This window comes from Roseofilum sp. Guam, from assembly GCF_017746735.1.
In the GTDB taxonomy this organism is placed as follows: Bacteria; Cyanobacteriota; Cyanobacteriia; order Cyanobacteriales; family Desertifilaceae; genus Roseofilum; species Roseofilum reptotaenium.
Genome location: NZ_JAGHZN010000005.1, coordinates 1 through 21430, shown reverse-complemented (window position 1 = coordinate 21430; position 21430 = coordinate 1). Strand labels below are relative to the sequence as shown.

General features: G+C 44.8%; 18 protein-coding genes. 10 read left to right on the top strand and 8 right to left on the bottom strand.

What is annotated here, in order from left to right; translation table 11 throughout:
- Window positions 1-104 precede the first annotated feature (104 nt).
- Both J7529_RS02440 and J7529_RS02435 read right to left on the bottom strand, forming a co-directional pair.
- Window positions 105-2837: an efflux RND transporter permease subunit gene (locus tag J7529_RS02440; RefSeq protein WP_318727678.1), complete on the bottom strand. Its 2733-nt coding sequence runs from the start codon at window positions 2835-2837 to the stop codon at window positions 105-107.
- Window positions 2838-2907: 70 nt separating this feature from the next.
- Window positions 2908-3243: a hypothetical protein gene (locus J7529_RS02435; protein WP_271941027.1), complete on the bottom strand. Its 336-nt coding sequence runs from the start codon at window positions 3241-3243 to the stop codon at window positions 2908-2910.
- 96 nt (window positions 3244-3339) lie between these two features.
- Here J7529_RS02435 and J7529_RS02430 point away from each other — a divergent pair, with 96 nt between their 5' ends.
- On the top strand, window positions 3340-4092 hold the full coding sequence (locus tag J7529_RS02430) for a hypothetical protein (protein ID WP_318727677.1): 753 nt from the start codon (window positions 3340-3342) through the stop codon (window positions 4090-4092).
- Here the strand turns inward: J7529_RS02430 and J7529_RS02425 are convergent.
- Together J7529_RS02425 and J7529_RS02420 are read right to left on the bottom strand one after the other, a co-directional pair.
- Window positions 4068-4631, bottom strand: coding sequence for a Uma2 family endonuclease (locus tag J7529_RS02425; protein ID WP_318727676.1), 564 nt, complete (start codon window positions 4629-4631; stop codon window positions 4068-4070). The two genes, J7529_RS02430 and J7529_RS02425, sit on opposite strands and share 25 nt — an antisense overlap.
- A 38-nt stretch (window positions 4632-4669) precedes the next feature.
- Entirely contained in the window at window positions 4670-5740 is a 1071-nt protein-coding gene (locus J7529_RS02420) for an ABC transporter permease (protein WP_318727675.1), read from the bottom strand.
- Between the two features lie 196 nt (window positions 5741-5936).
- Here J7529_RS02420 and J7529_RS02415 point away from each other — a divergent pair, with 196 nt between their 5' ends.
- Together J7529_RS02415 and J7529_RS02410 are read left to right on the top strand one after the other, a co-directional pair.
- The gene (locus tag J7529_RS02415) at window positions 5937-7445 is read left to right on the top strand and encodes an efflux RND transporter periplasmic adaptor subunit (RefSeq protein WP_318727674.1); all 1509 of its coding nucleotides are present in this window, start codon (window positions 5937-5939) and stop codon (window positions 7443-7445) included.
- 126 nt (window positions 7446-7571) lie between these two features.
- The gene (locus J7529_RS02410) at window positions 7572-10769 is read left to right on the top strand and encodes an efflux RND transporter permease subunit (RefSeq protein ID WP_318727673.1); all 3198 of its coding nucleotides are present in this window, start codon (window positions 7572-7574) and stop codon (window positions 10767-10769) included.
- A 53-nt stretch (window positions 10770-10822) separates the two neighbouring features.
- Here J7529_RS02410 and J7529_RS02405 read toward each other — a convergent pair whose 3' ends face one another.
- The 3 genes from J7529_RS02405 to J7529_RS02395 are packed head-to-tail and all read right to left on the bottom strand — an operon-like array spanning window position 10823 to window position 14132.
- Entirely contained in the window at window positions 10823-11479 is a 657-nt protein-coding gene (locus J7529_RS02405) for a DUF3226 domain-containing protein (RefSeq protein WP_318727672.1), read from the bottom strand.
- Between the two features lie 11 nt (window positions 11480-11490).
- Entirely contained in the window at window positions 11491-12597 is a 1107-nt protein-coding gene (locus tag J7529_RS02400) for an AAA family ATPase (protein WP_318727671.1), read from the bottom strand.
- Between the two features lie 59 nt (window positions 12598-12656).
- Window positions 12657-14132: a leucyl aminopeptidase gene (locus tag J7529_RS02395; protein ID WP_318727670.1), complete on the bottom strand. Its 1476-nt coding sequence runs from the start codon at window positions 14130-14132 to the stop codon at window positions 12657-12659.
- Between the two features lie 497 nt (window positions 14133-14629).
- On the opposite strand from J7529_RS02395, the gene J7529_RS02390 reads away from it, so the two are divergent.
- The 3 genes from J7529_RS02390 (at window position 14630) to J7529_RS02380 (ending at window position 18199) form a co-directional block, all read left to right on the top strand.
- A complete protein-coding gene (locus J7529_RS02390; protein ID WP_318727669.1) occupies window positions 14630-16873 on the top strand; it encodes a transglycosylase SLT domain-containing protein in 2244 nt (747 codons plus the stop codon).
- Window positions 16874-16900: 27 nt separating this feature from the next.
- Window positions 16901-17362, top strand: coding sequence for a DUF29 domain-containing protein (locus tag J7529_RS02385; protein ID WP_318727668.1), 462 nt, complete (start codon window positions 16901-16903; stop codon window positions 17360-17362).
- A 78-nt stretch (window positions 17363-17440) separates the two neighbouring features.
- Window positions 17441-18199 (top strand): class I SAM-dependent methyltransferase, encoded by a 759-nt coding sequence (locus tag J7529_RS02380; protein WP_318727667.1) that lies wholly within the window; start codon window positions 17441-17443, stop codon window positions 18197-18199.
- A 52-nt stretch (window positions 18200-18251) separates the two neighbouring features.
- Here J7529_RS02380 and J7529_RS02375 read toward each other — a convergent pair whose 3' ends face one another.
- Window positions 18252-19208: an MDR/zinc-dependent alcohol dehydrogenase-like family protein gene (locus tag J7529_RS02375; protein WP_413038798.1), complete on the bottom strand. Its 957-nt coding sequence runs from the start codon at window positions 19206-19208 to the stop codon at window positions 18252-18254.
- A 101-nt stretch (window positions 19209-19309) separates the two neighbouring features.
- Here J7529_RS02375 and J7529_RS02370 point away from each other — a divergent pair, with 101 nt between their 5' ends.
- The 4 genes from J7529_RS02370 (at window position 19310) to J7529_RS02355 (ending at window position 21388) form a co-directional block, all read left to right on the top strand.
- The gene (locus tag J7529_RS02370; protein ID WP_318727665.1) at window positions 19310-19621 is read left to right on the top strand and encodes a DUF29 domain-containing protein; all 312 of its coding nucleotides are present in this window, start codon (window positions 19310-19312) and stop codon (window positions 19619-19621) included.
- A gap of 24 nt (window positions 19622-19645) precedes the next feature.
- Window positions 19646-20881, top strand: coding sequence for a DUF4365 domain-containing protein (locus J7529_RS02365; RefSeq protein ID WP_318727664.1), 1236 nt, complete (start codon window positions 19646-19648; stop codon window positions 20879-20881).
- 80 nt (window positions 20882-20961) lie between these two features.
- Window positions 20962-21222, top strand: a complete 261-nt coding sequence (locus tag J7529_RS02360; protein ID WP_318727663.1) for a type II toxin-antitoxin system Phd/YefM family antitoxin — start codon at window positions 20962-20964, stop codon at window positions 21220-21222.
- On the top strand, window positions 21215-21388 hold the full coding sequence (locus J7529_RS02355; RefSeq protein ID WP_318727662.1) for a hypothetical protein: 174 nt from the start codon (window positions 21215-21217) through the stop codon (window positions 21386-21388). The genes J7529_RS02360 and J7529_RS02355 overlap by 8 nt, the downstream gene beginning before the upstream one ends.
- The last annotated feature ends 42 nt before the right edge of the window (window positions 21389-21430 follow it).

The window sequence follows — 21430 nt, the reverse complement described above, 5'->3', positions numbered from 1 at the left end:
CAAACATTTAAGGATGTGATATTACAATGATTTTGGCGGTGACAGCTTTAATTGATTTCCAGTATTTATGAGATTGGGATTGGCTCAAACTACAGTAATATTTGTTAAGTGTTAAGTGTTAATTTCTGAATCATCCATTTCCAAGCATCTTCGAGCAACGTATACAAAACAGGGACAACAATTAAACTTAATAAAGTAGACGTAATTAATCCCCCCATAATTGCAACTGCCATGGGTTGGCGTAATTCTGCGCCTGCACCAAATCCAAGGGCAATGGGGAGCATTCCTAACAAAGTCGAGCCAGTCGTCATTAAAATCGGTCTGAGGCGCACTTTTCCGGTTTCTAATAAAGCTGTATAGCGATCAACTCCTTTCTGGCGCAATTGATTGGCATAGTCCATTAAAAGTAGAGCATTTTTATCTAACAGTCCCAGAAGGAAGATTAAACCCAAAAGGGAAATCATGCCAAAATCACTTTGGGTAATGAGTAAGGCTAACATCGCTCCAACAATGGATAAAGGGAGACATAAACCGACAACAATCGGTTCTTCTAGACGACCAAATAAGAGCCACAGGAGCAAGAGCATGGAGAGAATTGAAAACGTTAAGGTTGTGCCAAAACTGCCAAATACTTCGCTACTGGATGCCCCTTCTCCACCAATAATGAGGCGGATATTTTCCGGGAGCATAGTATCAGCAATTTGGGTGATTTCATCGCTAATGTTGCCGATCGCCGCCCCATCGGTTAAATTGGCACTGAAGATCATCACCCGCTCTCCCTGGTAGCGATCGATGCGCCCAGGAATATCGCCAGATTGATGGACTCCGGTTTCGGTAACCTCTAAATCGGCCAATCCAGTCAGTTGCGCTAAACGCTTTTGAAATCCTTGCGCGGCTTGATTCAGCTCAACTAAATCCTCTCCGGCTAACATCACTTGCACGGGCTTTTGATCCACCGTATCTACAAATTGGATATCTTCCACGCTGAGGGTAACTCTAGGGATTTTCGGGAGTTTTTCCCGCAGGTGTTGCTGCATTTCTAACGTGCTTAACTGGCGATCGCCCTTCAACATCACCCGCATTTGTCCCTTATTTGCTTCTCTCCGCAACCCCATGATGCTATAGACTCTTTCCACATCCGGAAGACTCAACACCACTTCCTCCAACTCTTCCGCCACGTTGCGAGACTTGCGTAAAAGAATCGGTTCGGGAGATTGAACAAGACTCGCTAACCAACTGAACGATCCCCGATCTTCGGGCGTTTCCGTGGGGGGAGGAGCGCTAAATTTCGGCAGTTCTGAGGTATAGACGATGTTAAACTCTCCGCGATCGAGTTGGGGGATAAAACCCTTGGGAATAAAAGGAATTAGGGCAATACCCGCGATGAAACTGAACAGGGCAATAGCCACAACTATCCATCGATGGTGTAAACACCATCCCAAGAGCCGACCATAGGCGCGAGAAACCCCATATCGGCGCACGGGCTTCTGTTGAAACGTTTTTTCTCGTTTGAGCCAATCTACAGCTAAAATTGGCGTGAGAGTGCGAGCCACGAACAAAGAGGCGATCACGGCTGCGGAAATGGTTAAGCCAAAGGGTTTGAAAAACTGTCCAACTGTGCCCCCCATAAAGGCAACCGGCAGGAAAACGGCGACAATGGTAAGGGTAGAGGCAGCTACCGTTAAACCAATTTCATTCGTAGCCGCGATCGCCGCTTTTAACGGAGATTTTCCTAATTCTACATGGCGAGCAATATTTTCAATCTCGACAATGGCATCATCGACAATAATCCCAATCACCAAGGCTAACGCCAACAGGGTAATCGTTTCCAGATTAAACCCATAAAGCGCCATCACAATAAACGTTGCTAACAGGGAAATGGGGATGGCTAAAGCGGCGATCAGCGTGGCGGGGATATTCCAGAGAAAGGCAAAAATCACCAATACCGCTAAGGCGATCGCCAAAAATAACGCATCAATGGTTGATTGTGTCGCTTCTTGAATATATTCTGCATCTGTATCAGCTAAAATCAACTGTAAATCCGTGTGATTCCCCTGTAATTGGGCAACTTCATCCTCAATGCGATTCACCACATCCAACGTATTCGCATTGCGGCGCTTTACCACACTCAACGCCAGAGCATTTTCTCCATTAAATCGTACTAACGTTGGGGGATTTTGGGTTGCCAAAACCTCTTCTAATTGAGGATCGGGTAGGGTTTCCCGGTTGCGATCTAAACCATCTCCCCATATATCTACTCGTAATACCCCCTCGACGGCTGATAATTCTGGAACAAAAGATGAGACCGCGATTTCACGCAACTCTTCCAAAGAAAGGGTTTGGCTGAGGATAGCATAACTAATTACGCTCGACTCATTTAAATTGAGAGGAATGACCTCAACTTTTGTCTGGTGGGGTAGGGATAATTGGTTTAAATCGGTTTGCAATTGGGGCGCGATCGCCTCCAAATTCACCCCCACTTCAAAAATGCCATTCACCACCGTTTGTCCGGGATAAACTAAAGAGCGGCTATGATTTAATCCAGGGAGATCTTGCAGTTGAGTTTCAATCGGTTCCGTTAGTTCAGCTTCTATATCTAAAGGGGTAGATAAAGGAGCAGAAGCATGAACCACCACCACCGGAAACGTAATATCCGGAAAAAGAGCATACTTGAGGGAACTAAACGCAAAAATCCCCGCTACCATTACCGCGATCCAAAATCCCAGCGTGATGCGGGGGGTGGCGATCGCCCAGCGAGAAATATTTAACCGCTCCCGCCATTTCTGCTGGCGTTTTGTCCCTTTTGCCGATCTTCCTTTCCCTTCATTCACAGCCATACCCCTGAAGTGCCCATAAAAAATCCCCAAATCATGGGGACGCTAACATTAAAAAGACTCAAACCTTATCTTAAAATAATTGAACGGCACACTGTTGCCCAATTTCTAGGAATTGGAGAGGATCTTCTCTTTTTTTCTCCGCTTCAGCAATCAGCTTTTGATACTCACTATGACTGAATTGAGCTTGAAACTCAGTGAGTACGCATTCACATAAAGGTTCAATTAAATCGGGGGGTAAAAACGTCTCAGTTTCTTCACGACAGTTCTTTAGAATCTCATTTACTGCGTCTTCGGGATAGACATGAGGCGTTGGGGTTGGAGTTGACTGCGCTCTGGTGAGGGGAGTTATCCCTAAACATCCTAAACCGATCAGGGTTGCTAACCCCTTTTTCCATGAATCCATCATTACTCTTTTCCTTGAATCCTCAATCAATTAAAATAGCTGGGCAGTATCGAAGTTTGGGACATGCTCTAAGTTCCCCATCGATCGCCATTTCCGCCGTTGCAACTGAGAATAGATACCTTGGATCGGATCGCCAGCCCTAAATTCTCATCACCGAATGTAATTTTAGTCCCTCAAGGGGCTGAATATCATGCTGTTCGTCGAGGTATGGGTGCTTTGCCTTTATCCTCTCAGTTGCCACGTGTCTATCCCATTCCCATGGGAAGTGAACCCGTCAGCAAGTATTTACAACAGTGGATTACAGAAATTATACCCGATCGCCCAACTCTTGTTGTCCTGGGATTAGCAGGTAGTTTATCTGCTCAACACCAGGTGGGTGATGTGGTTGTGTATCAACAATGCTGTAATTTAGCTCCAGAATCCCCTCTACAGAGTCTAGGGTGCGATCGCGCCTTAACTGAATTCCTGAGTGATCGACTCACTCCCCATACCCAACCCGTAACTGGCTTAACCAGCACTCATATTATTACTCAAGCAACTAAAAAACAGAACCTCAGTCAAACCTACCAGGCTTCGGTTGTCGATATGGAAGGATTTGCGATTTTGAAAACCTTACAGAGCGCAGACATTGCGGTGGGAATGGTGCGGGTAATTGGCGATCGCCACAATCAAGACCTGCCTAATCTCAATCATGCCATAAACGCCCAAGGTCAACTCGCTCCCCTTCCCCTCACCCTAGAAATGCTCAAACATCCCATCAGAGCGATCAACCTCATCCACGGATCGCTGAAATCATTGCCCATTCTCTCGAAGATAACAATCCAACTCTATATGGATGACAATTTTAAATAACTAAACAAAACGTCACAGGATAGGCGAAAATTTGGTAAAACATTTAAGGTAGGAAGAATGGCTTCCCCTTCGTGAAATTGGGGTTGTTGTTGAGGCTTGAATGTCATCACAGACCGCATCTCTGGATCGATTAACCAGCCTAACTCTGTCCCGTGATTTAGACAAAATAGAATCTTCTCAATCACTTGGGTTGAACTTTGCTCAGGAGAGAGAATTTCAATCACCCAATTGGGGACGATGCTAAATGAATTGGCAATGTCCCCTTGTGGATTTAAGGGTATCCGTTCCCAGGAAAAGACACTAATGTCGGGAACCAGAGAACGTCCAGCAAAGGTACAGCGCAGTTCAGTAAATGCCAGGGCAATCTTTTCCGGTTCTGCTACCTGATTGAGTGCAGTAGCTAAACGAGTTTGTAACCGGCTATGTTGTCCTTTGGGCATGGGTTTAGAATAGATTTTTCCCTGACTATATTCCTGTGCGGGTTCAGTTTCTGGGAGTTTCAGAAACTCTTCTAAAGAAAGTTGAAAGGCAACAACCATGTTTAGTTCGCTTCGCGTGGTAATGGGCATTCGTAATATCAATTAAACTCCCGTAAACTCCTGGGATCGAGGGCATCGCGCAAGCCATCTCCCAAAAGATTAAACGAGAGAACCGTTAAAATAATCAAGATCGCAGGCGGCCAAACTAACCAAGGTTGCAAGACCAAAATCGAGGCATTCGTTCCCGCTGATAACAGATTACCCCAAGAGGGATCGGGTTGTTGAATCCCTAAACCAATCAGACTTAAAACCGATTCAGCCACAATAAACCCAGGAATAGCAAGAGTTGCGGAAATAATCACATAGGTCGCCGTTTGGGGCAAGACATGGCGAACAATAATATAAACCGGATTAGCTCCCATCGCTTTCGCCGCTTGTACAAATTGTTGCTCTTTAATCGATAGTACTTGACCTCGAATCACCCGTGCTAATCCCGACCAACTGATAAAAGAAGTAATAATGACAATCAGGAGAAACCGTTGAGCGCTAGTGAGTTGAGGCGGAATCACCGCAGCAAGAGCAACCAATAGATAAATACCGGGAATGGTCATTAACACCTCCACCAGTCGCATCAAAATCGCATCTGTCCAACCGCCAAAATAGCCCGATATACCGCCCACAAGCATCCCCAGGGGAAAAGAAATCAAAATTCCTACTAAACCGATACTGAGGCTAATCTGACCGCCGTACAGAAGACGACTGAACTGGTCTCTCGCTTGCCGATCTGTGCCCAAGAGATTGAGCCGTCCTTCTCCTTGTGTGCCAAAAAGATGGAGATTCGCGGGAATGATACCCAAGAGTTTATAGTCATCTCCCTGGACAAACAGACGTAGAGGTGAGGGACGACTCCGGTCTATAATCAGAGGGCGATCGCCCGTATCTAAATCCGTAGCTCCCTGGGTTACCGGATAGACACGCGGTGAGAATTGTCCTTGCTCATTCAACCACTCAATGGGCGTAGGTGGTAATAGAGAGCCATCAAGCTGGGAACTGTAGGGACTGTAGGGGGCAAAAAAACCCGCACCAATCACCACAATATAGAATATTATCAGAATCACCGCTCCCACCTGAGCGAGGGGATTTTTGCGTAGTTTCTGCCACCAATCCACGGCTGTACCTCTTCACCTTTGGATTCCCTATTGTGCCATGGATAGGGAATGGGGGGATAGGGAGATAGGGGGATAGAGATAGAGTTGCCCCACATGCTTTACAATGCGTAATAATATAAAGGAGAGATAAAGATTACTCGACCCTAGGCACAGCCAAGGCCTAGACCTAAAGCAGCGTCCATATCCGAGGTTGATCATGAGCGAAAACCCAGTCAGTGAGATAGAAAATTCATCCACACCAACTGAACCCCAAGATACTCTAGTGACTGAAAACATAGATCCTCAAACAAGTAGGGAGAGCAAGCCTGGATTGCTTTTGGGTTTAGGCATTGGCCTAGCAGTCGGTGCATTCGCCACCTATGCCTTCAATAGTCTGAACCGCTCTGAACCGACTCCCGTCCAACCCGTTACCGCTTCTCAAGCAGCAGCAGATCCCGTACAAACGGTTACCCTAGCCACGGTAGAATTGGCGAGAATACCCCGTACATTTACGGCTACTGGAACAGTTGATGCATATGATCTACTACCCGTGTTACCGCAAGTGCTGGACTTGCAAATCCTTCAAGTTCTAGTAGATGAAGGGGACTGGGTGGAAAAAGGGCAATTGATGGTGGTATTAGATGATTCGGTTTTGCAAACCCAAATCCGCCAAGTCCAGGCAGATGTAGAAGCGAGTCGCGCTGTGGTACAAGAGCGGCAAGCGGCAGTGGAACAAGCCAAATCAGCTCTACAGGGAGCATTGGCAGCGAAAGCAGAAGCTCAAGCGGGCAAGCAACAGGCGATCGCCTCTTTAGCCCAAGCCCAAGCAGAACTCGAACAGACAGAACGGGATTTGCAGCGATCGGAAACCCTCGCTGCAGAAGGAGCCATTAGCATCCAAGAAGTAGATTTAAGCCGCACAAGAACTAAGAATGCTCGGGAAGCGGTGCAAGTGGCTAAGGCAAATCTGAATAGCGCTGAAGCTAGAATCAGTAGTGCCACCGCCAATGTGAATAGTGCCCAAGCCACTATCGGCAGTATGACCGCGAATGTAAATACCGCTTTAGCCCAACTGCAAAGTCAACAAGCGAGGGTAGAACAACAGAAAACCTATCTTGCCCAAACCCAGGTTACCGCACCATCAAGTGGTAGAGTCAGCGAACGTAGCGCACGGGTAGGAGATTTGCCTAATGCAGAGATGCCCCTCTTTCGGATTATCAATCAAGGCGCTCTAGAATTAGAACTGAAAATTCCCGAAACCCAACTGAGTCAGGTGAACATCGGGGCCCCAGTCACCTTAACTTCGGATGCTGATAGTCGGATCAATATCAAGGGAACGATTCGAGAAGTGGCTCCCCTAGTTGATGCCAATACTCGCCAAGCAACGGTGAAGATTGACCTTCCCTCCTCTACCCTTTTGAGACCGGGGATGTTTTTACAAGCAAGTATTACCGCGCAAACGTTGCAAGGACTAGTGGTTCCCGCACAAGCGGTTCAACCCCAAGCTGATGGCAGCGCCCTGATTTATCAAGTTGATGAAAACGATCAGGCGATCGCCCGCACGGTAGAAGTGGGTTCCCCTCTAGGAGGAGACTCGACTCATGTCGAAGTTAAACAAGGTCTGAATTTAGGAGATAGTATCGTCGTCCTCGGTGCAGGATTTATCAGCGAAGGCGATATTGTCCGCGTCGTAGAAAGCAGTGCCCTTAATCCTACTGTCAATTAGTGAGATGCTCCTGACAGGTGGACGCGGAGACACGGGGAGATTATTACCCATACCCTGTTTCCTATTCCACCTATTGCCTATTGCCTATTGCCTTTCCCCTCTCTTGCCTCTTGCCTTTAAACAAAAATGTCTTTCAAAATTTCCTCCTGGTCAATACACAAACCCGTTCCCACCCTCGTTGTCTTCCTGATTTTAGCGATCGTGGGACTGTTTTCCTTTACCCAATTGGGTATTGATGAAAATCCCAATATTGATGTCCCGTTTGTTTCTGTGACCATTGTCCAACCCGGAGCCGGACCAACAGAACTGGAAACTGAAGTGACCAAGAAAGTCGAAGATGCCATAGCTTCTATAGAGGGAGTCGATGAGATTCGCTCGACAGTAACCGATGGTCAGTCGAGTACCCGGATTATGTTTGAGCTGGAAACCAACAGCGATACAGCAACCAACGACGTTCGCAATGCGATCGCCCAAATTCGGCAAAACCTTCCCCAAGACATCGAAGACCCTATTGTTCAAAAAATTGATTTTATGGGTCAATCGGTGATCGGTTATGCCGTTACTTCGCCCCAACGCTCTGTCGCAGAACTGAGCGATCTGGTAGACCGCGATCTCACTCGTGACCTACTCTCTGTTCCTGGTGTTGCCAGAGTAGACCGCATTGGTGGAGTTGACGAAGAAATTCGTATTGACCTCAACCCCACCCGTCTGCAAGCCCTGGGAATTACCGCCAGCGAAGTCAACCAGCAGATTCGCAACTTTAACATCAACCTCCCTGGAGGGCGATCTCAAACTGGGGGCACAGAAAAAAGCATCCGCACCCTAGGGAGTGCTGCTACCCTAGAGACCCTCAAAAGCTATCGTATTGTTCTCCCCAATGGCGAGGATGTCCCCCTCACCAGCCTAGGAGAGGTTAACAATGGATTTGCTGAACCGCGTCAAGTTTCCCGCTTAACCATCAAAGATAATCCGGACGTTCAGCAAGCTCCCGTGGTGGGTTTCTCTGTCTCGCGCAGTAGTGGCTCCACCCTAGTCAGCGTAGAAGAAGGAGTGCAGAAAAAAGTAGCCCAACTGCAAGAAACTCTGCCTGAAGATATTCAACTGGAGCTGATCTTCACCAACGCCGACTATATTCGCCTCTCCTATCAAGCCTCCATTGATGCCCTAGTTGTAGGCTCTCTCCTAACTGTGGTTACCGTGGGTATATTTTTAAGAGATTGGCGGGGTACCCTGATTACCGCTTTCGCCTTGCCTCTATCGATTATTCCCACTTTTATCGTTCTGCGTTCTCTAGGGTATACGCTCAATGATATGACCTTACTGGGGTTTGCTCTAGCAATGGGAAACCTGGTTGATGATGCCATCTGTATGATTGAAAATATTAGTCAGCACATTCAGATGGGTAAGCGACCCTTCCAAGCGGCCTTAGATGCAGCCAATGAAATTGGTTTAGCGGTCTTAGCCACAACTGCTACTATTGTCGCGGTCTTTCTCCCAGTGGCCTTTATGGGAGGAATTCCGGGTAAATTTTTCCGACCCTTTGGCATCACTGTTTCAGTGGCCACCTTGTTTTCTACTCTGGTGGCGACGACTATGACTCCTATGTTGGCCGCTTATCTGTTAAAAGGGAAGAAAGTAGAAGATACGTCATTGCCGAAAGAACATAACCCAGATACACCGTCCTATCACCTGAATTCAGAATTAGCTCATCGGGGGTTTCGTTGGGGTCAACGTACATTTCATCCCTATCGCAGACTGCTAGGCTGGGCCCTATCCCATCGGATCGTTACTTTAATGATTGCAGTAGCTTTCTTTGTTGGATCGATGCAACTGATCCCCTTAATTCCCACAGGATTATTTGGGGGATATGACCGGGGTTTAAGTCGGGTAACCATTAAGTTGCCTCCTGGCTCTCCTTTGAGTTTAACGGACCAGGTGATGCAGACAACCACCGAGATGCTCCAAGATCACCCAGCCTTTAGAAGTGCCCTAGCCAGTGCAGGAGAAGAAGACTCTGGCATTAATGAAGCCTTAATTACGGTGAATCTTTTACCCCCAGAAGTGCGGGGAATGCCCCAGAAAGAGTTTGAGCAACAGATGCGCCAGAAATTTGTACAAATTCCGGGAGCGCGGGTCACTTTCCAAGCGGCAGGAGCGGCTGGAAATGCAACTGATGTCTCAGTGGTTCTCAGTAGTGAAACTCCAGAATTGCTCAAGAGTACGGCAGATGAGTTAGAGCGCTTTATGCGTGGGATTTCAGGATTAGTAGAGGTTACTTCTAGTGCCAGCTTGGTGAAACCTGAGTTGTTGATTACTCCAGACCCAGAGCGGGCAGCAGATTTGGGAGTATCGGTGGAGGCGATCGCTCGTACTGCCTCTTTAGCCACGATAGGTGATAATGAGGCTAACCTAGCTAAGTTTAATCTCCCCGATCGCCAAATTCCCATTCGCATACAAATTGGCACTGAAGAGCGCAATGATATAGAAACTCTGCGGAATTTGCGCGTCCCCAGTCAAAATGGGGGGGTAGTTCCTCTAATGGCAGTGGCTGATATTCATATTGGTAGCGGTCCCTCCCAAATTGACCGCTTTGATCGCCTGCGTCAAGTATCCCTAACCGGTAATTTACAAGGTATTTCCCTGGGCCAAGCCATGGAACCGATTAATGAGTGGTTAGAAACCAATTTGCCCCCCGAAGTTCAGCAACAACCCTCTGGGGATGTGGAGATTATGATCGATATTTTTTCTCGGTTTGCTACTGCTCTCGGCCTTGGAATTCTGGGAATCTATGCTATTTTAGTCCTGTTGTATAACAATTTTCTCTATCCCATTACGATCATGGTCGCTCTTCCCCTATCTGTGGGTGGAGCCTTACTGGCTTTGATGATTACCCAAAAACAACTGGCATTCTATGCCCTAATTGGGATTGTGCTGCTTATGGGATTAGTGACTAAAAATGCGATTCTGTTGGTCGATTGTGCCTTGGCTAATATGCGTGAGGAAGGAATGAGCCTCAAACCCGCATTAATTGCTTCTGGGATCTCTCGTCTACGACCCATTTTTATGACAACGTTCTCTACCATTGCTGGGATGACCCCCATTGCTCTCGAGATAGGAGCAGGCGCTCAAATGCGATCGCCTATGGCTATCTCGGTAATTGGCGGTATGACGACGGCAACGTTATTAACCCTGGTGGTTGTGCCAACCTTATTTACCTATGTTCATGGTTTCAGTCGTTGGTTATTGCGTTTAGTTCAAGGCAAACCCTATCAACGACCTCGCCTGGCACTTTCTTCCGAAGGGAAAAAGAGCCAATTTAATTAAGCCATAGTAGGGTGCCCTGCGGTTTCGCGATCGCACCCTACGCTAACTTTCCTTTAACCAAAAAGCTGTTTTAACCAATCTGTAAAATGCTTGGCTAACTCAGCATCAGCATTCAACTTTTTCGTGCCTATCGCTTTTCCTGGAGGAAAACCGGGTTCATCTTGCCAAGCTAAATAAGTACAAAGCTCCGCTTTACTATAATCCTGGTCTTTAAAATCTGTCAATTTACGATTTTTAGCTTCAGCAACACACTCTTGGGCAAATCGGAAGGTATCCTGACGATTTTGCGGAACTAATTCAATACAAAAATCTTCTACAATACCCGCATCAATATTATTTGGCATTAGCCAAAACCCTAATTTAGGCTTATCTTCGTAACCTTGAATAATTGTGCCATTTATCGTCGGATTTTGAGGAAAATTGTAATCATAATCTTGCAACTTTTTCTGTATACGATTCCACTGAGTCATGATTGATTTATCAGCATCTAAAACAGCGCCTATGACTTCTGGCGGATCTGGGCGAGCAATCAGAGAATTTAAGATTTTTAGAGCTTTATCAATACCGTTGCAATCATGAATTCTAAAGTTTTCAGTAACATTCTGTTTTTTGCACAATCCCATCACGAGATGACAATCATTATTGCCTTCTACAAGTAATATTTTCTTGATTTCAGAAGATGTTAGATCTTGTTTGCAAGGATCGGACATAGGAGTATTGCTTAACGAACATAAATTGCTGACTCTAGAGAATCCATTAGTCGTTCTAAAGTATATTCAGTTGCTTTAATATTATCCTGTTTAGACTCTAGACGAAACGCCGATCCCAACTCTGGATACTGGTTCCAAATTTTCCCAAAACTTTTCACACAATCATAACTGTGAGTTGTGGCAAATACCTGAACATTGAGCCGTTCTGCAAGCTGAAAAATTACTTCCCAAACTTTAGGCTGAACAGTCCAATGCAACCCATTTTCTAGTTCATCAATCAGTAAGAATCCATTTTTACTATTAACAAGAGAAAGCAAAATTTCTAATAAATAATTAACCCCATCTCCCAAGCTTTTCATCGGTAAGGGTTCATCAACTCCTTCAAGCTTTACCAAAGGAATTCGTAGCGAACCACTTTGATTGCCATTCGGCTGTACAAAGGTGATATCTGTGATTCTACGCTCAATTAAATTCAAGCCGGAAATTACTTCTGATTTTAAAGGGGTTAAGCTAGTTGAATCCCATAATTGAGCAATGCTATGATCTCGTTTTTGCTTCATTGGTATAGATTGACAAGGAATGGTATTATCTTCTAGAGGTATTGAGAAAAGTTTGTTTTCAAAAACTTTCAGGTCAATGAGTCGAAGATTTTTACCTTCCTCATGAACAACAATAGAAGAAACAATATCTGGAATTTCTCCATCAGATTTTAGGGAATCAAGAGCAACGGGTACTTTTCTCAGCACTCCTTGTTCTTGTTGTATTTGGTATGGCATTACTTTAATATGAAATTCAGGTATGTAAGCTTCTTCTGAAAGCAAAATTCCTTCATCACCTATTTCTGGTAATTGATGATTAAAAAATAAGTGACGTAGATTTTCTAAGGTTGAATTTTTAACGTCTAGCGGTTTTTCTTTAAACAAATTTTCTTGCCGCCTATCTGTCAAGTCAAAAAGGACATCTTGGGAAGCTCTGCTGGCATAAATGTGGATGGCTTCTAAAAAGGTGCTTTTACCAACGTTATTTTTGCCGACGATCAGATTAACACGACTTAGGGATTTAATTTCTAGTTCGCGGAATATTCTAAAATTCTTGAGATAAAAAGATTTCAACATCATATTCACCAAGGGAATACAATCCAATTAGGGATTGGATAATCCAACCCCTAAATATCAGGTTAACTTAAAACCCAATTCACCAAAGAGCGAACGGGGAAACCGGTTGCACCAGCGCTATGGTAGCGGTAATCTTTATCTGTCCAAACGGGTGCGGCAATATCTAAATGCATCCAAGGGGTTTCCTTGATAAATTGCTTCAAAAATAGGGCGGCAGAAATGGAACCTCCTGCCCTTGCACCGGCATTTTTCATATCAGCAACGACGGATTTCATGCTGTCAAAATAGCTCTCTTCTAAGGGCATCCGCCAAAATTGTTCTCCGGCAAGTTCGGAGGCACTCATAAAGTCGGCGGCTAGGGTATCGTCGGCTGTCCATAACCCGGCAATTTTATTGCCTAAAGCGATAACACAAGCGCCGGTTAAAGTGGCTAGATCAACGATCGCCTCCACACCCAGTTTTTCGGCAAACACCAAGGCATCTGCTAATGTAAGACGACCTTCAGCATCCGTATTATTGACCTCAATGGTTTTGCCATTGGAGGCTTTGAGGATATCCCCCGGATGCATGGCATGACCGCTAATCATATTTTCGGTCGCCGCTGAGATAAAATGAACTTCAACATCAGGTTTGAGTTGGGCGATCGCCTTGGCAGCACCTAATGTGGCTCCTGCACCTCCCATGTCGGTTTTCATCATCTCGATGCTACTCCCAGCCCCCGCTTTGATATTCAAGCCACCAGAATCAAAGGTTAACCCTTTACCGACAATAGCTAACTTGCGGCGCGGTGTACCTTGGGGTTTGTAGGTGAGATGGATAAATTGGGGGGGAAGATCGGAGGCTTGGGCAACGCCCAAAAATGCTCCCATTCCTTGTTCTTCACATTCTTTTTGCCCTAAAATTTCCAGCTCTAAGCCATATTCGGAGGCGATCGCCTGTGCCGTTTCTGCTAAAGTAACTGGTGTCACCTCATTAGCCGGAGCTGCCACCAATTCCCGTGCTAAAATTACCCCGGAACAGATCATCTTCGCTTTCTCTAGAGCCGCTTCCGTACCGCCTAACCCCAACAGCGCCACGCTTTTCAACTCTGGGGGTTTCTCCTCTGGTTCAGACTTAAATCGATTATCCTGATGTAAGCCTAACTCAATTCCTTCGGCGATCGCCTGAGTGGTTAAGTGGCGATCGTCATGCAACAGGGGAAAACTAATACCTAAACTTTGGCAGCGTTCCTTTTGTGCTAATTTAGCTGCCGATGCTCCTCCTTGACGCAGACTATCTACACTGAGCTTTTCCGATTTCCCTAAGCCCACCAAAATCAGTTTGCGGATCGGGTATTTTTTCCCTAAGCGAGTAAATATTGTACTACCGGCTTTACCCTTAAACTCCGCATCTTCAATGAACTCAGCCAGAGCGCCCTCTAGCTTCTCATCCAGTTGTGCCAGATCCGCACTCAGCTCCACCGCATCCTCAAAAAAGCCCAGGGCAAGTGCATCCCCCGTCCAATCTAACCGTGGCGTATCTGTAGGTTTGAATTCCATCGTGATTGATAATAAGTGTACCGTTTCCTTTTACTTAGTATAGTGGGGTAGCGAGCCTTAGACTATGCCTTAGACTATCCTAACCAGGAGAAATTGCGATCATATAATTCGCATTTGCCGATCGCTTTAGCTTCTCTAAAAGCTGTCCTTGCCGTAGAGTCAGAGAGTATCAAAGCGCTGACTATAATCTTGATGTCAATTACAATTCTGTTGGTTTTCGCGATCGAGAAATGACTCTAGAAATTCTAGAGTTATTTCGTTAGCAATAGCTTGTTGGCTTGCTTCTTCCATGAGTTCTAGAAATAGTCTCTCTCCAGTAAGAGCGAGCGTTAGGGGCGAGGGCTATACTTCATGCAATAAAGAAAGGCTATATCACCAATCCTCTGGGTAAGCATTAATCGCTCTAGTGTGGGTGTAAGATCGGCACGGATGTAAATTTGCGATTAAGATCGGGGAATATACAGCGTAGAGCTAATCTTTTATGCTGGCTGAAACCTATGCCCCGGTTCCGTTCGTCTCCTAATCCGATCGCTATTTCTACCCCAATCATGTCTAAGGCTAAATCTAATCTTCCTCTCATTTTCTCGATCGCCGGAGTCAGTCTAGGGGCAATTCTTGGAGGGTTTGTCCTCCATCAAACCCATCTGGATCGCCAGATTGCTGATGAAGTGCGCTCTTGGCTGCCCGAAGTTCCGTCTGAAAAACCAACGTTTCAGCTTACTCCTGCTGAGGTTCAGAAGTCCCAGATTGCCCAGTTGGTGAAACTTTCGCCGACTGAGCGCCAACCCTATCTGGAAGCGATGAGCCAACAACCAACTCATCCAGAATATGCTCGCGCTCGCTATCTGTTGGCGATGGATCAGTTAGCTCAAAATCAACCCGAAGCGGCGATCGCCAGTTTAGAGAATTTAGAAGCCCGTTACCCCCTCCTCGCGGCTCATATTCTTTCTGAACGCGCCCAAGCTTATACTCAATCAGGGGAAAACACGCAAGCCGCAGCGACTTGGCAAAAGATTTTAACCACCCATCCCAATCACCCTGTGGCGGCTGAAGCACTCTATGAGTTAGGCAAAACTAATCCTAAACTGTGGGAAGAGGCGATCGCCAAATTTCCTGCCCATCCCCGCACCGTAGAAATTGCGGCGAATCAACTGGCGACGAATCCCAACTCGTTACCTCTATTGCGCCTGCTGGCGAAACATGCCCTCTATAAACCTGACTATACTGAACTCCTGGATCGCCTCACTAAAACCCATAGCGCCCAACTTACCCCTGAAGATTGGGAAATTATTGCCTTTGGTTATTGGGAAAAAATCGAGTATGGCAAAGCTGGTGCAGCCTATGCTAAAGCGCCTCCCACGCCTAAAAACCGATATCGTGCTGGTAGAGGATTACACCTTGGAGGCAAAACCCAAGAGGCGATCGCCGCCTATAAATTCTTGTATAGTAGTTATCCCAATGAAAAAGAAACCGCCCAAGGCTTAATTCATCTTTCCCGGTTAGTCGATCTGCAACCTGCACAAGAGTATCTGAATATTGTCATTGATCGGTTTCCCCACAAAGCCGCCGCAGCCCTGGTAGAACAAGGCAAAGTGTTAGACGCGCTCAAAAGTTCCCAATCTGCAAAACAGGCGCAGCAGTCCATTTTAACCCAATATAGTCAATCAGAAGAAGCAGCCAAACTCAGATGGCAACAAGCCGAAGATGCAGCCGACAAGGGTAACTTATTGCAAGCCTGGAGACTTGCCCAGGAAATCACCGTAGAAAACCCGGAGACAGAGTACGCTCCCGAAGCCGCCTTTTGGGTAGGAAAATGGGCAAAAAAACTGGGCAGGGAGCGGGATGCCAAAGCTGCCTTTGAATATGTGCTACAGCGCTACCCTGAATCCTATTATGCCTGGCGATCGGCTCTCATGCTTGGATGGAATGTGGGCGACTTTACCAGCGTTCGCTATCTCGAACCCGACGTAGAATATAGCATCCCTCGCCCCCTATTACCCGCCGGTTCTGAAACCCTGAAAGAACTTCATCAACTGGGACAAGATCGAGAGGCTTGGATGCTGTGGCAAGTCGAATTTACCAATACCATGGAACCCACTGTTGCCCAGCAGTTTACTGATGGTATTCTGCGCTTGCAAGTTGGCGATTATTTAGACGGAATCTTCATGCTCAATAGCCTGGCATGGCGGGACGATCCTGAAGAGCAAAAACAATATCAAATGCTCCGTCAACAACTCGCCTATTCGCAAGCCCTCTATCCTTTTCCCTATCTAGAATCCATTGAAAGTTGGTCAAAAGATCGGCAACTCAATCCCCTTTTAGTCACGGCTCTCATTCGCCAAGAATCTCGGTTTATGCCCCAAATTCAATCCGTCGTTGGCGCTACCGGATTAATGCAAGTGATGCCAGAAACTGGGGAATGGATCGCCGGTAAAATCAATCTTGCCAGTTATCAGTTGGACAATCCCAATGATAATATAAAGTTGGGAACCTGGTATTTAGACTATACCCACAGCGAGTATAGCAATAATTCCTTGTTGGCTGTAGCGAGTTACAATGCCGGCCCGGGAAATGTGGCCGATTGGCTGAACCGTTTCGGTTTCCGCGATCCTGATGAATTTGTGGAAAAAATCCCCTTTCCTGAAACCTATGGCTATGTCAAATCCGTATTTGGAAATTACTGGAATTATTTGCGCTTGTATAATCCAGAAATTATCCAAAAAATGGAAAAGATCAACTAAGTGAAGGATATTTTAACTGGATAAACCATGAATCATAAAGTGCGAAATCGGAGAGCAGTTTCTCTATATGAACAAGATTTTGTCCTCTGGACTGAAGAACAATCTCGTTCTATTGGTAATCGTGATTTAGAAGCAATAGATTGGGAAAATATTGAAGAAGAACTGTTAGCCTTGGGACGCAGCGAACGGCATCAATTGGAAAATCGCTTAGAAGTTTTACTTGAATATCTCTTAAAGCGATGTTATGTGGATAGTGCCTATGATAATCGCGGATGGGAGCTAACCATTAAGGAGCAGCGTAAACAGCTCCGGCGTTTGTTGCGTAGCTCACCAAGTCTCAAAACTTATTTTGCCGAGATTTTCGTGGAAATCTGGGAAGATGCGAGATCGGATGTTGAAGATATTTACCCGAAGATCGATTTTCCTGAAATCTGCCCGTTCCCAGAAGATTTAGAGGTTTTGCTAACGGAAAAATTTTGGAATTCATAAAAATCATAGTAAAATCAGGAAAGTTTCTTGAGAACTGATTTTCAACTATCTTGAACCAACCTTACCCATTCCTAAACTATGCCAACCGTTGAATATAATCTAGAATTTTGGTCAAATTATAGCTGGTCCGATCGAGGTGATGAATGGTCTCATGCTTGGGGCGGCACAGAGTTTTTATGGTGGGGAACGCTGTATCCTCGCATTCAAGCCTTTATTCCCACGGGCAGCATTTTAGAAATTGCCCCAGGTTATGGTCGGTTTACCACCTATTTTAAGGATTATTGTCAAGAGTTAACCCTTGTTGATTTAGCTGAACCCTGTATTGAAATTTGTCAAAAACGGTTCGCCAACTATTCCCACATTAACTATTATGTGAATGATGGAAAGTCTTTAGATATGATTCCCGATCGCTCCATTGATTTTGTCTTCAGCTTTGATTCCCTGGTTCATGCTGAATCTGATGTGATGCAAGCTTACTTAATGCAGTTAGGGCGAAAGCTTAAGCCGAATGGAGCTGGATTTTTCCATCATTCTAATATTGGTCATTTTAAGGATAGTTCCGGAAATCTCAGTTTTCCTAATCCCCATATGCGAGCTGAAAGTATGACCGCTCAACTGTTTGCAGAGTATTGCGATCGGGCAGGCTTGCACTGTTTAAGCCAGGAATGGATTAATTGGGGAGATCAGGATGATGTCCTCAAGGATTGCTTATCGACATTTAAGGTGAAAGATCCGCAATGGAATCAAAATAATCGAGTGTTTAAAAATCCCCATTTTATGGAAGAGGCAAAACGACTGCAAGATATTTCTGTATTATATCGTCCTTCTCGATTTTAATATCATAGGTGCGTTCGCGACAGCCTAACGCGCCCTACTCCTTTACTATTGCCTAGTTTTCCATATTCAATAACACTTTCAAGACTCCTTTTTGTTGAGCCAATTTAAATCCTTCTAGACCTTCACTAAGGGGATATTCTGCTTGGATTAAACGGTTGATATCGATTTGATGTTTCTCTAGTAGAGCCAGGGCTTTGTCAAAGGGACCGCAGCGCGATCCAATTAAGGTAATTTCGTTGACGACGAGGGTGGAAGCATCCAGGGTTAGGTTGCCGGCATACGTGCTTTTTAGGACAAGAGTTCCTCGTGGACGCAGGGCGCGGGCGGCGATCGCAAATCCCTCTGGATTTCCCGTACATTCTATACTTCGGTCAAATGTACCATCTTGTACATCATTTGCAAACCCTACCTTAATTCCTAAAGCTTCTAAATTGGCTAACTTCTGCCGATGGCGACCAATCACCAATAGGTCACATCCCGTCAGGGCCAAGCTTTGAGCCACCAATTGCCCCAACTTACCATCTCCAACCACTAAAACCCGGTCTTCAGCAGTAATCGATACCTGCTCTTGAATTTCCAAAGCTGCCGCTAACGGCTCTGTAAATGTGGCTGCATTGGTGTCCACCGTATCCGGAACCGGGTGTAAATTTTTAACCGGCAACGTTAAATAATCCGCAAACGCCCCATTCCGATTCACAATTCCTAAGACCGTCCGATTTTCGCAATGGGTGGGTTCTCCGCGTTGACAAAAACGACAGGTTCCACAACTGGCATTAATTTCCCCCACCACCCGTTGATTGAGTAAATTTCCCGGCCCTTCCGCCACAACACCCACAAATTCATGACCGAGAATCCCCGTATAGGGATAGTATCCACGCATCAGTTCTAAATCTGTATTACAAATTCCCGCCCGCAACACTTTGACTAATGCTTCTCCCTCTGGAGGAGTGGGGGTGGGTAAGTCGGTTCGCAGTTGCAGGTTTTGATTTTCGAGCCAGATTCCTTTCATCATTAATATAAGTGCTTCGCGCTGGTCATGGCTAATGGGTAAAATAATTGTAAAATAGATTGAAGTAATTAACAATCCAATTTGTTTCGGAGTCATAGAGAGTGAAGGCCATCAAAACTTCTCTATATGAACAGGATTTTGTCCTCTGGACTGAGAAACCATCTCGCTTGATTGCCAACGGGGATTTAGAGGCAATAGATTGGGAAAATATTGAAGAGAAAATCTTAGCATTGGGACGCAGCGAGCGGCAGCAACTGGAAAATCGCTTAGAAGTTTTGCTCGAACATCTACTCAAGTGGTGTTATGTTGATAGCGCCTATGATAATCGCTTGACATTTATCCGTAGTTTTCAGTATAGTTATTCTGGCAATAAATATTATATCGCACATGCGACATTCTTAAAAGTTGGCTAGATTATCCTAGATATTCCCTCAATTATGAAAACTGATTCAAATTCTCATACTGGAAGGATTGGAGTTGCTGGGACTCAACTTCTCTTGAAGCGCTTAGGGTGGATCTTTCGTGAGCAACCTATAGAGGACTATGGTATTGATGCTCACGTTGAAGTTGTTGAGAATAATACACCAACAGGTAAGCTAATTGCTCTCCAGATCAAATCTGGAAAGAGTTGGTTTAAGGAAAAAACGGCTCATGGATTTGTTTTTCGTGGCAAGAGAGAACACTTAGAATACTGGCAGAAGCATTCATTACCGGTTTTAGTGATTTTATATGATGATGAAGGAGAAAATGCGTATTGGCAAGCAGTGAATAAGACCAATATAGAAAACACTTCAAAAGGATGGAAGCTCAAGGTTCCATTTGAGCAGAAAATCAATACTCAATCCCTCGAAAAAATAAAAAGTTTTATCAATAAATTTGCTGCAACTAACGACTATACAATACTTTCACTTAAAGATCTCAGTCATGCTCAAGCAAAGAGATATCGTGCGGAGATTCTTTTCAGTAAAGAATATACAACATCTGAAATCATAGAAATTGTGAAAACAGCTACTTCTGAGTTAAGAGTTAGCCAATACCATTCAACTAAGGAAATGAAGAGGCGCTGGCAAGGGGAAGAGGCTCACGTGATTTGGTTGTTCTTGTATCTTTCTCCAGATGATGTAAGCTCTGGAAACTGGATTTGTAGAACCCAATGGATTTGCAAGAAACTTGCCCCTCAGTTCTCTCCTATTAAGCTAGAAGGAGAAGACATTGATCGTGAAACTGTTATTGACTGGAACCAAGATTATTCAGATCGTGCGATTTTTTTTACTAACAATCAGCTTACCAAGGAAGTCTACTTAGATACAATCCATGATATCTTAATTCGCACAAAACCTATTGCGGACGAATCAATTCAATTAACAGATCTCTTTAAGGAAAAACAAATAGATGAAGATGCTTATATAAATCGTATGTCACAACTAGAGATGGACATGAAACAATTATCTTTACAGGCAAATCATGTTGATGCAGCCCCAACTGAATGTAGTGATTTGAGTCAACGCTTTCAATGCTTAATGACTATGGCTTATAATATTTTACTCCCTTTCTCAGAGAAAGGTTTAGAAACTTGGACAAAAAGAAATAGAGATTATTTAGTAAATGAAGCTATTAATGGTTATCAACAAGACTGGCTTCGTTTAGAATTTGAACTTGAAAAAGTTAACTAAGGAGAACATGGAATCATGAGTTACCATATAATGAGTTGCTTCGCTTAGTTTATCATTGGTCTATCAAGAAGGGGAATTAAATGGAAACCATTTCACAAAATCAATACGCTGATATAATTGATGAATTGGTTGATCGAGCGATTCAAAATGATCAGCCGATTTTATTACAAGGTTCAGCCGGTAATGCTATTGTGATTAGTGAAAAAGATTGGAATGCACTTCAAGAAACTCTTTATTTGCAATCTATATCTGGGATGTCTGAATCTATTAAAGAGGGTGGACAAACTCCCATAGAAGATTGTATTGATGAATCAATAATTAGAGATATTTTAAATGGATGAAATAGATGAATGGGAGATCGTGTTTACTAAGCAAGCAGAAAAAGATGCCAGAAAAATAGCCTCGTCCGGGCTAGGAAAGCAAGTGACAAAGATTCTGGATGCGATTAAAGAAGATCCTTACAGCGCGAAGCGCTGTAATGAGGTACAATATAAGGTGAAGAAATAGGAGAGGTAGGAAGAGGCAATGAAAGCATATTCAGTAGATTTA

Bases quoted from the DNA above. Each gene is read 5' to 3' on its own strand.
- J7529_RS02440 (WP_318727678.1), bottom strand. From the start codon at position 2,837: ATGGCTGTGAATGAAGGGAAAGGAAGATCGGCAAAAGGGACAAAACGC.
- J7529_RS02435 (WP_271941027.1), bottom strand. From the start codon at position 3,243: ATGATGGATTCATGGAAAAAGGGGTTAGCAACCCTGATCGGTTTAGGA.
- J7529_RS02425 (WP_318727676.1), bottom strand. From the start codon at position 4,631: ATGGTTGTTGCCTTTCAACTTTCTTTAGAAGAGTTTCTGAAACTCCCA.
- J7529_RS02415 (WP_318727674.1), top strand. From the start codon at position 5,937: ATGAGCGAAAACCCAGTCAGTGAGATAGAAAATTCATCCACACCAACT.
- J7529_RS02410 (WP_318727673.1), top strand. From the start codon at position 7,572: ATGTCTTTCAAAATTTCCTCCTGGTCAATACACAAACCCGTTCCCACC.
- J7529_RS02405 (WP_318727672.1), bottom strand. From the start codon at position 11,479: ATGTCCGATCCTTGCAAACAAGATCTAACATCTTCTGAAATCAAGAAA.
- J7529_RS02400 (WP_318727671.1), bottom strand. From the start codon at position 12,597: ATGATGTTGAAATCTTTTTATCTCAAGAATTTTAGAATATTCCGCGAA.
- J7529_RS02395 (WP_318727670.1), bottom strand. From the start codon at position 14,132: ATGGAATTCAAACCTACAGATACGCCACGGTTAGATTGGACGGGGGAT.
- J7529_RS02390 (WP_318727669.1), top strand. From the start codon at position 14,630: ATGCCCCGGTTCCGTTCGTCTCCTAATCCGATCGCTATTTCTACCCCA.
- J7529_RS02385 (WP_318727668.1), top strand. From the start codon at position 16,901: ATGAATCATAAAGTGCGAAATCGGAGAGCAGTTTCTCTATATGAACAA.
- J7529_RS02380 (WP_318727667.1), top strand. From the start codon at position 17,441: ATGCCAACCGTTGAATATAATCTAGAATTTTGGTCAAATTATAGCTGG.
- J7529_RS02375 (WP_413038798.1), bottom strand. From the start codon at position 19,208: ATGAAAGGAATCTGGCTCGAAAATCAAAACCTGCAACTGCGAACCGAC.
- J7529_RS02365 (WP_318727664.1), top strand. From the start codon at position 19,646: ATGAAAACTGATTCAAATTCTCATACTGGAAGGATTGGAGTTGCTGGG.
- J7529_RS02360 (WP_318727663.1), top strand. From the start codon at position 20,962: ATGGAAACCATTTCACAAAATCAATACGCTGATATAATTGATGAATTG.
- J7529_RS02355 (WP_318727662.1), top strand. From the start codon at position 21,215: ATGGATGAAATAGATGAATGGGAGATCGTGTTTACTAAGCAAGCAGAA.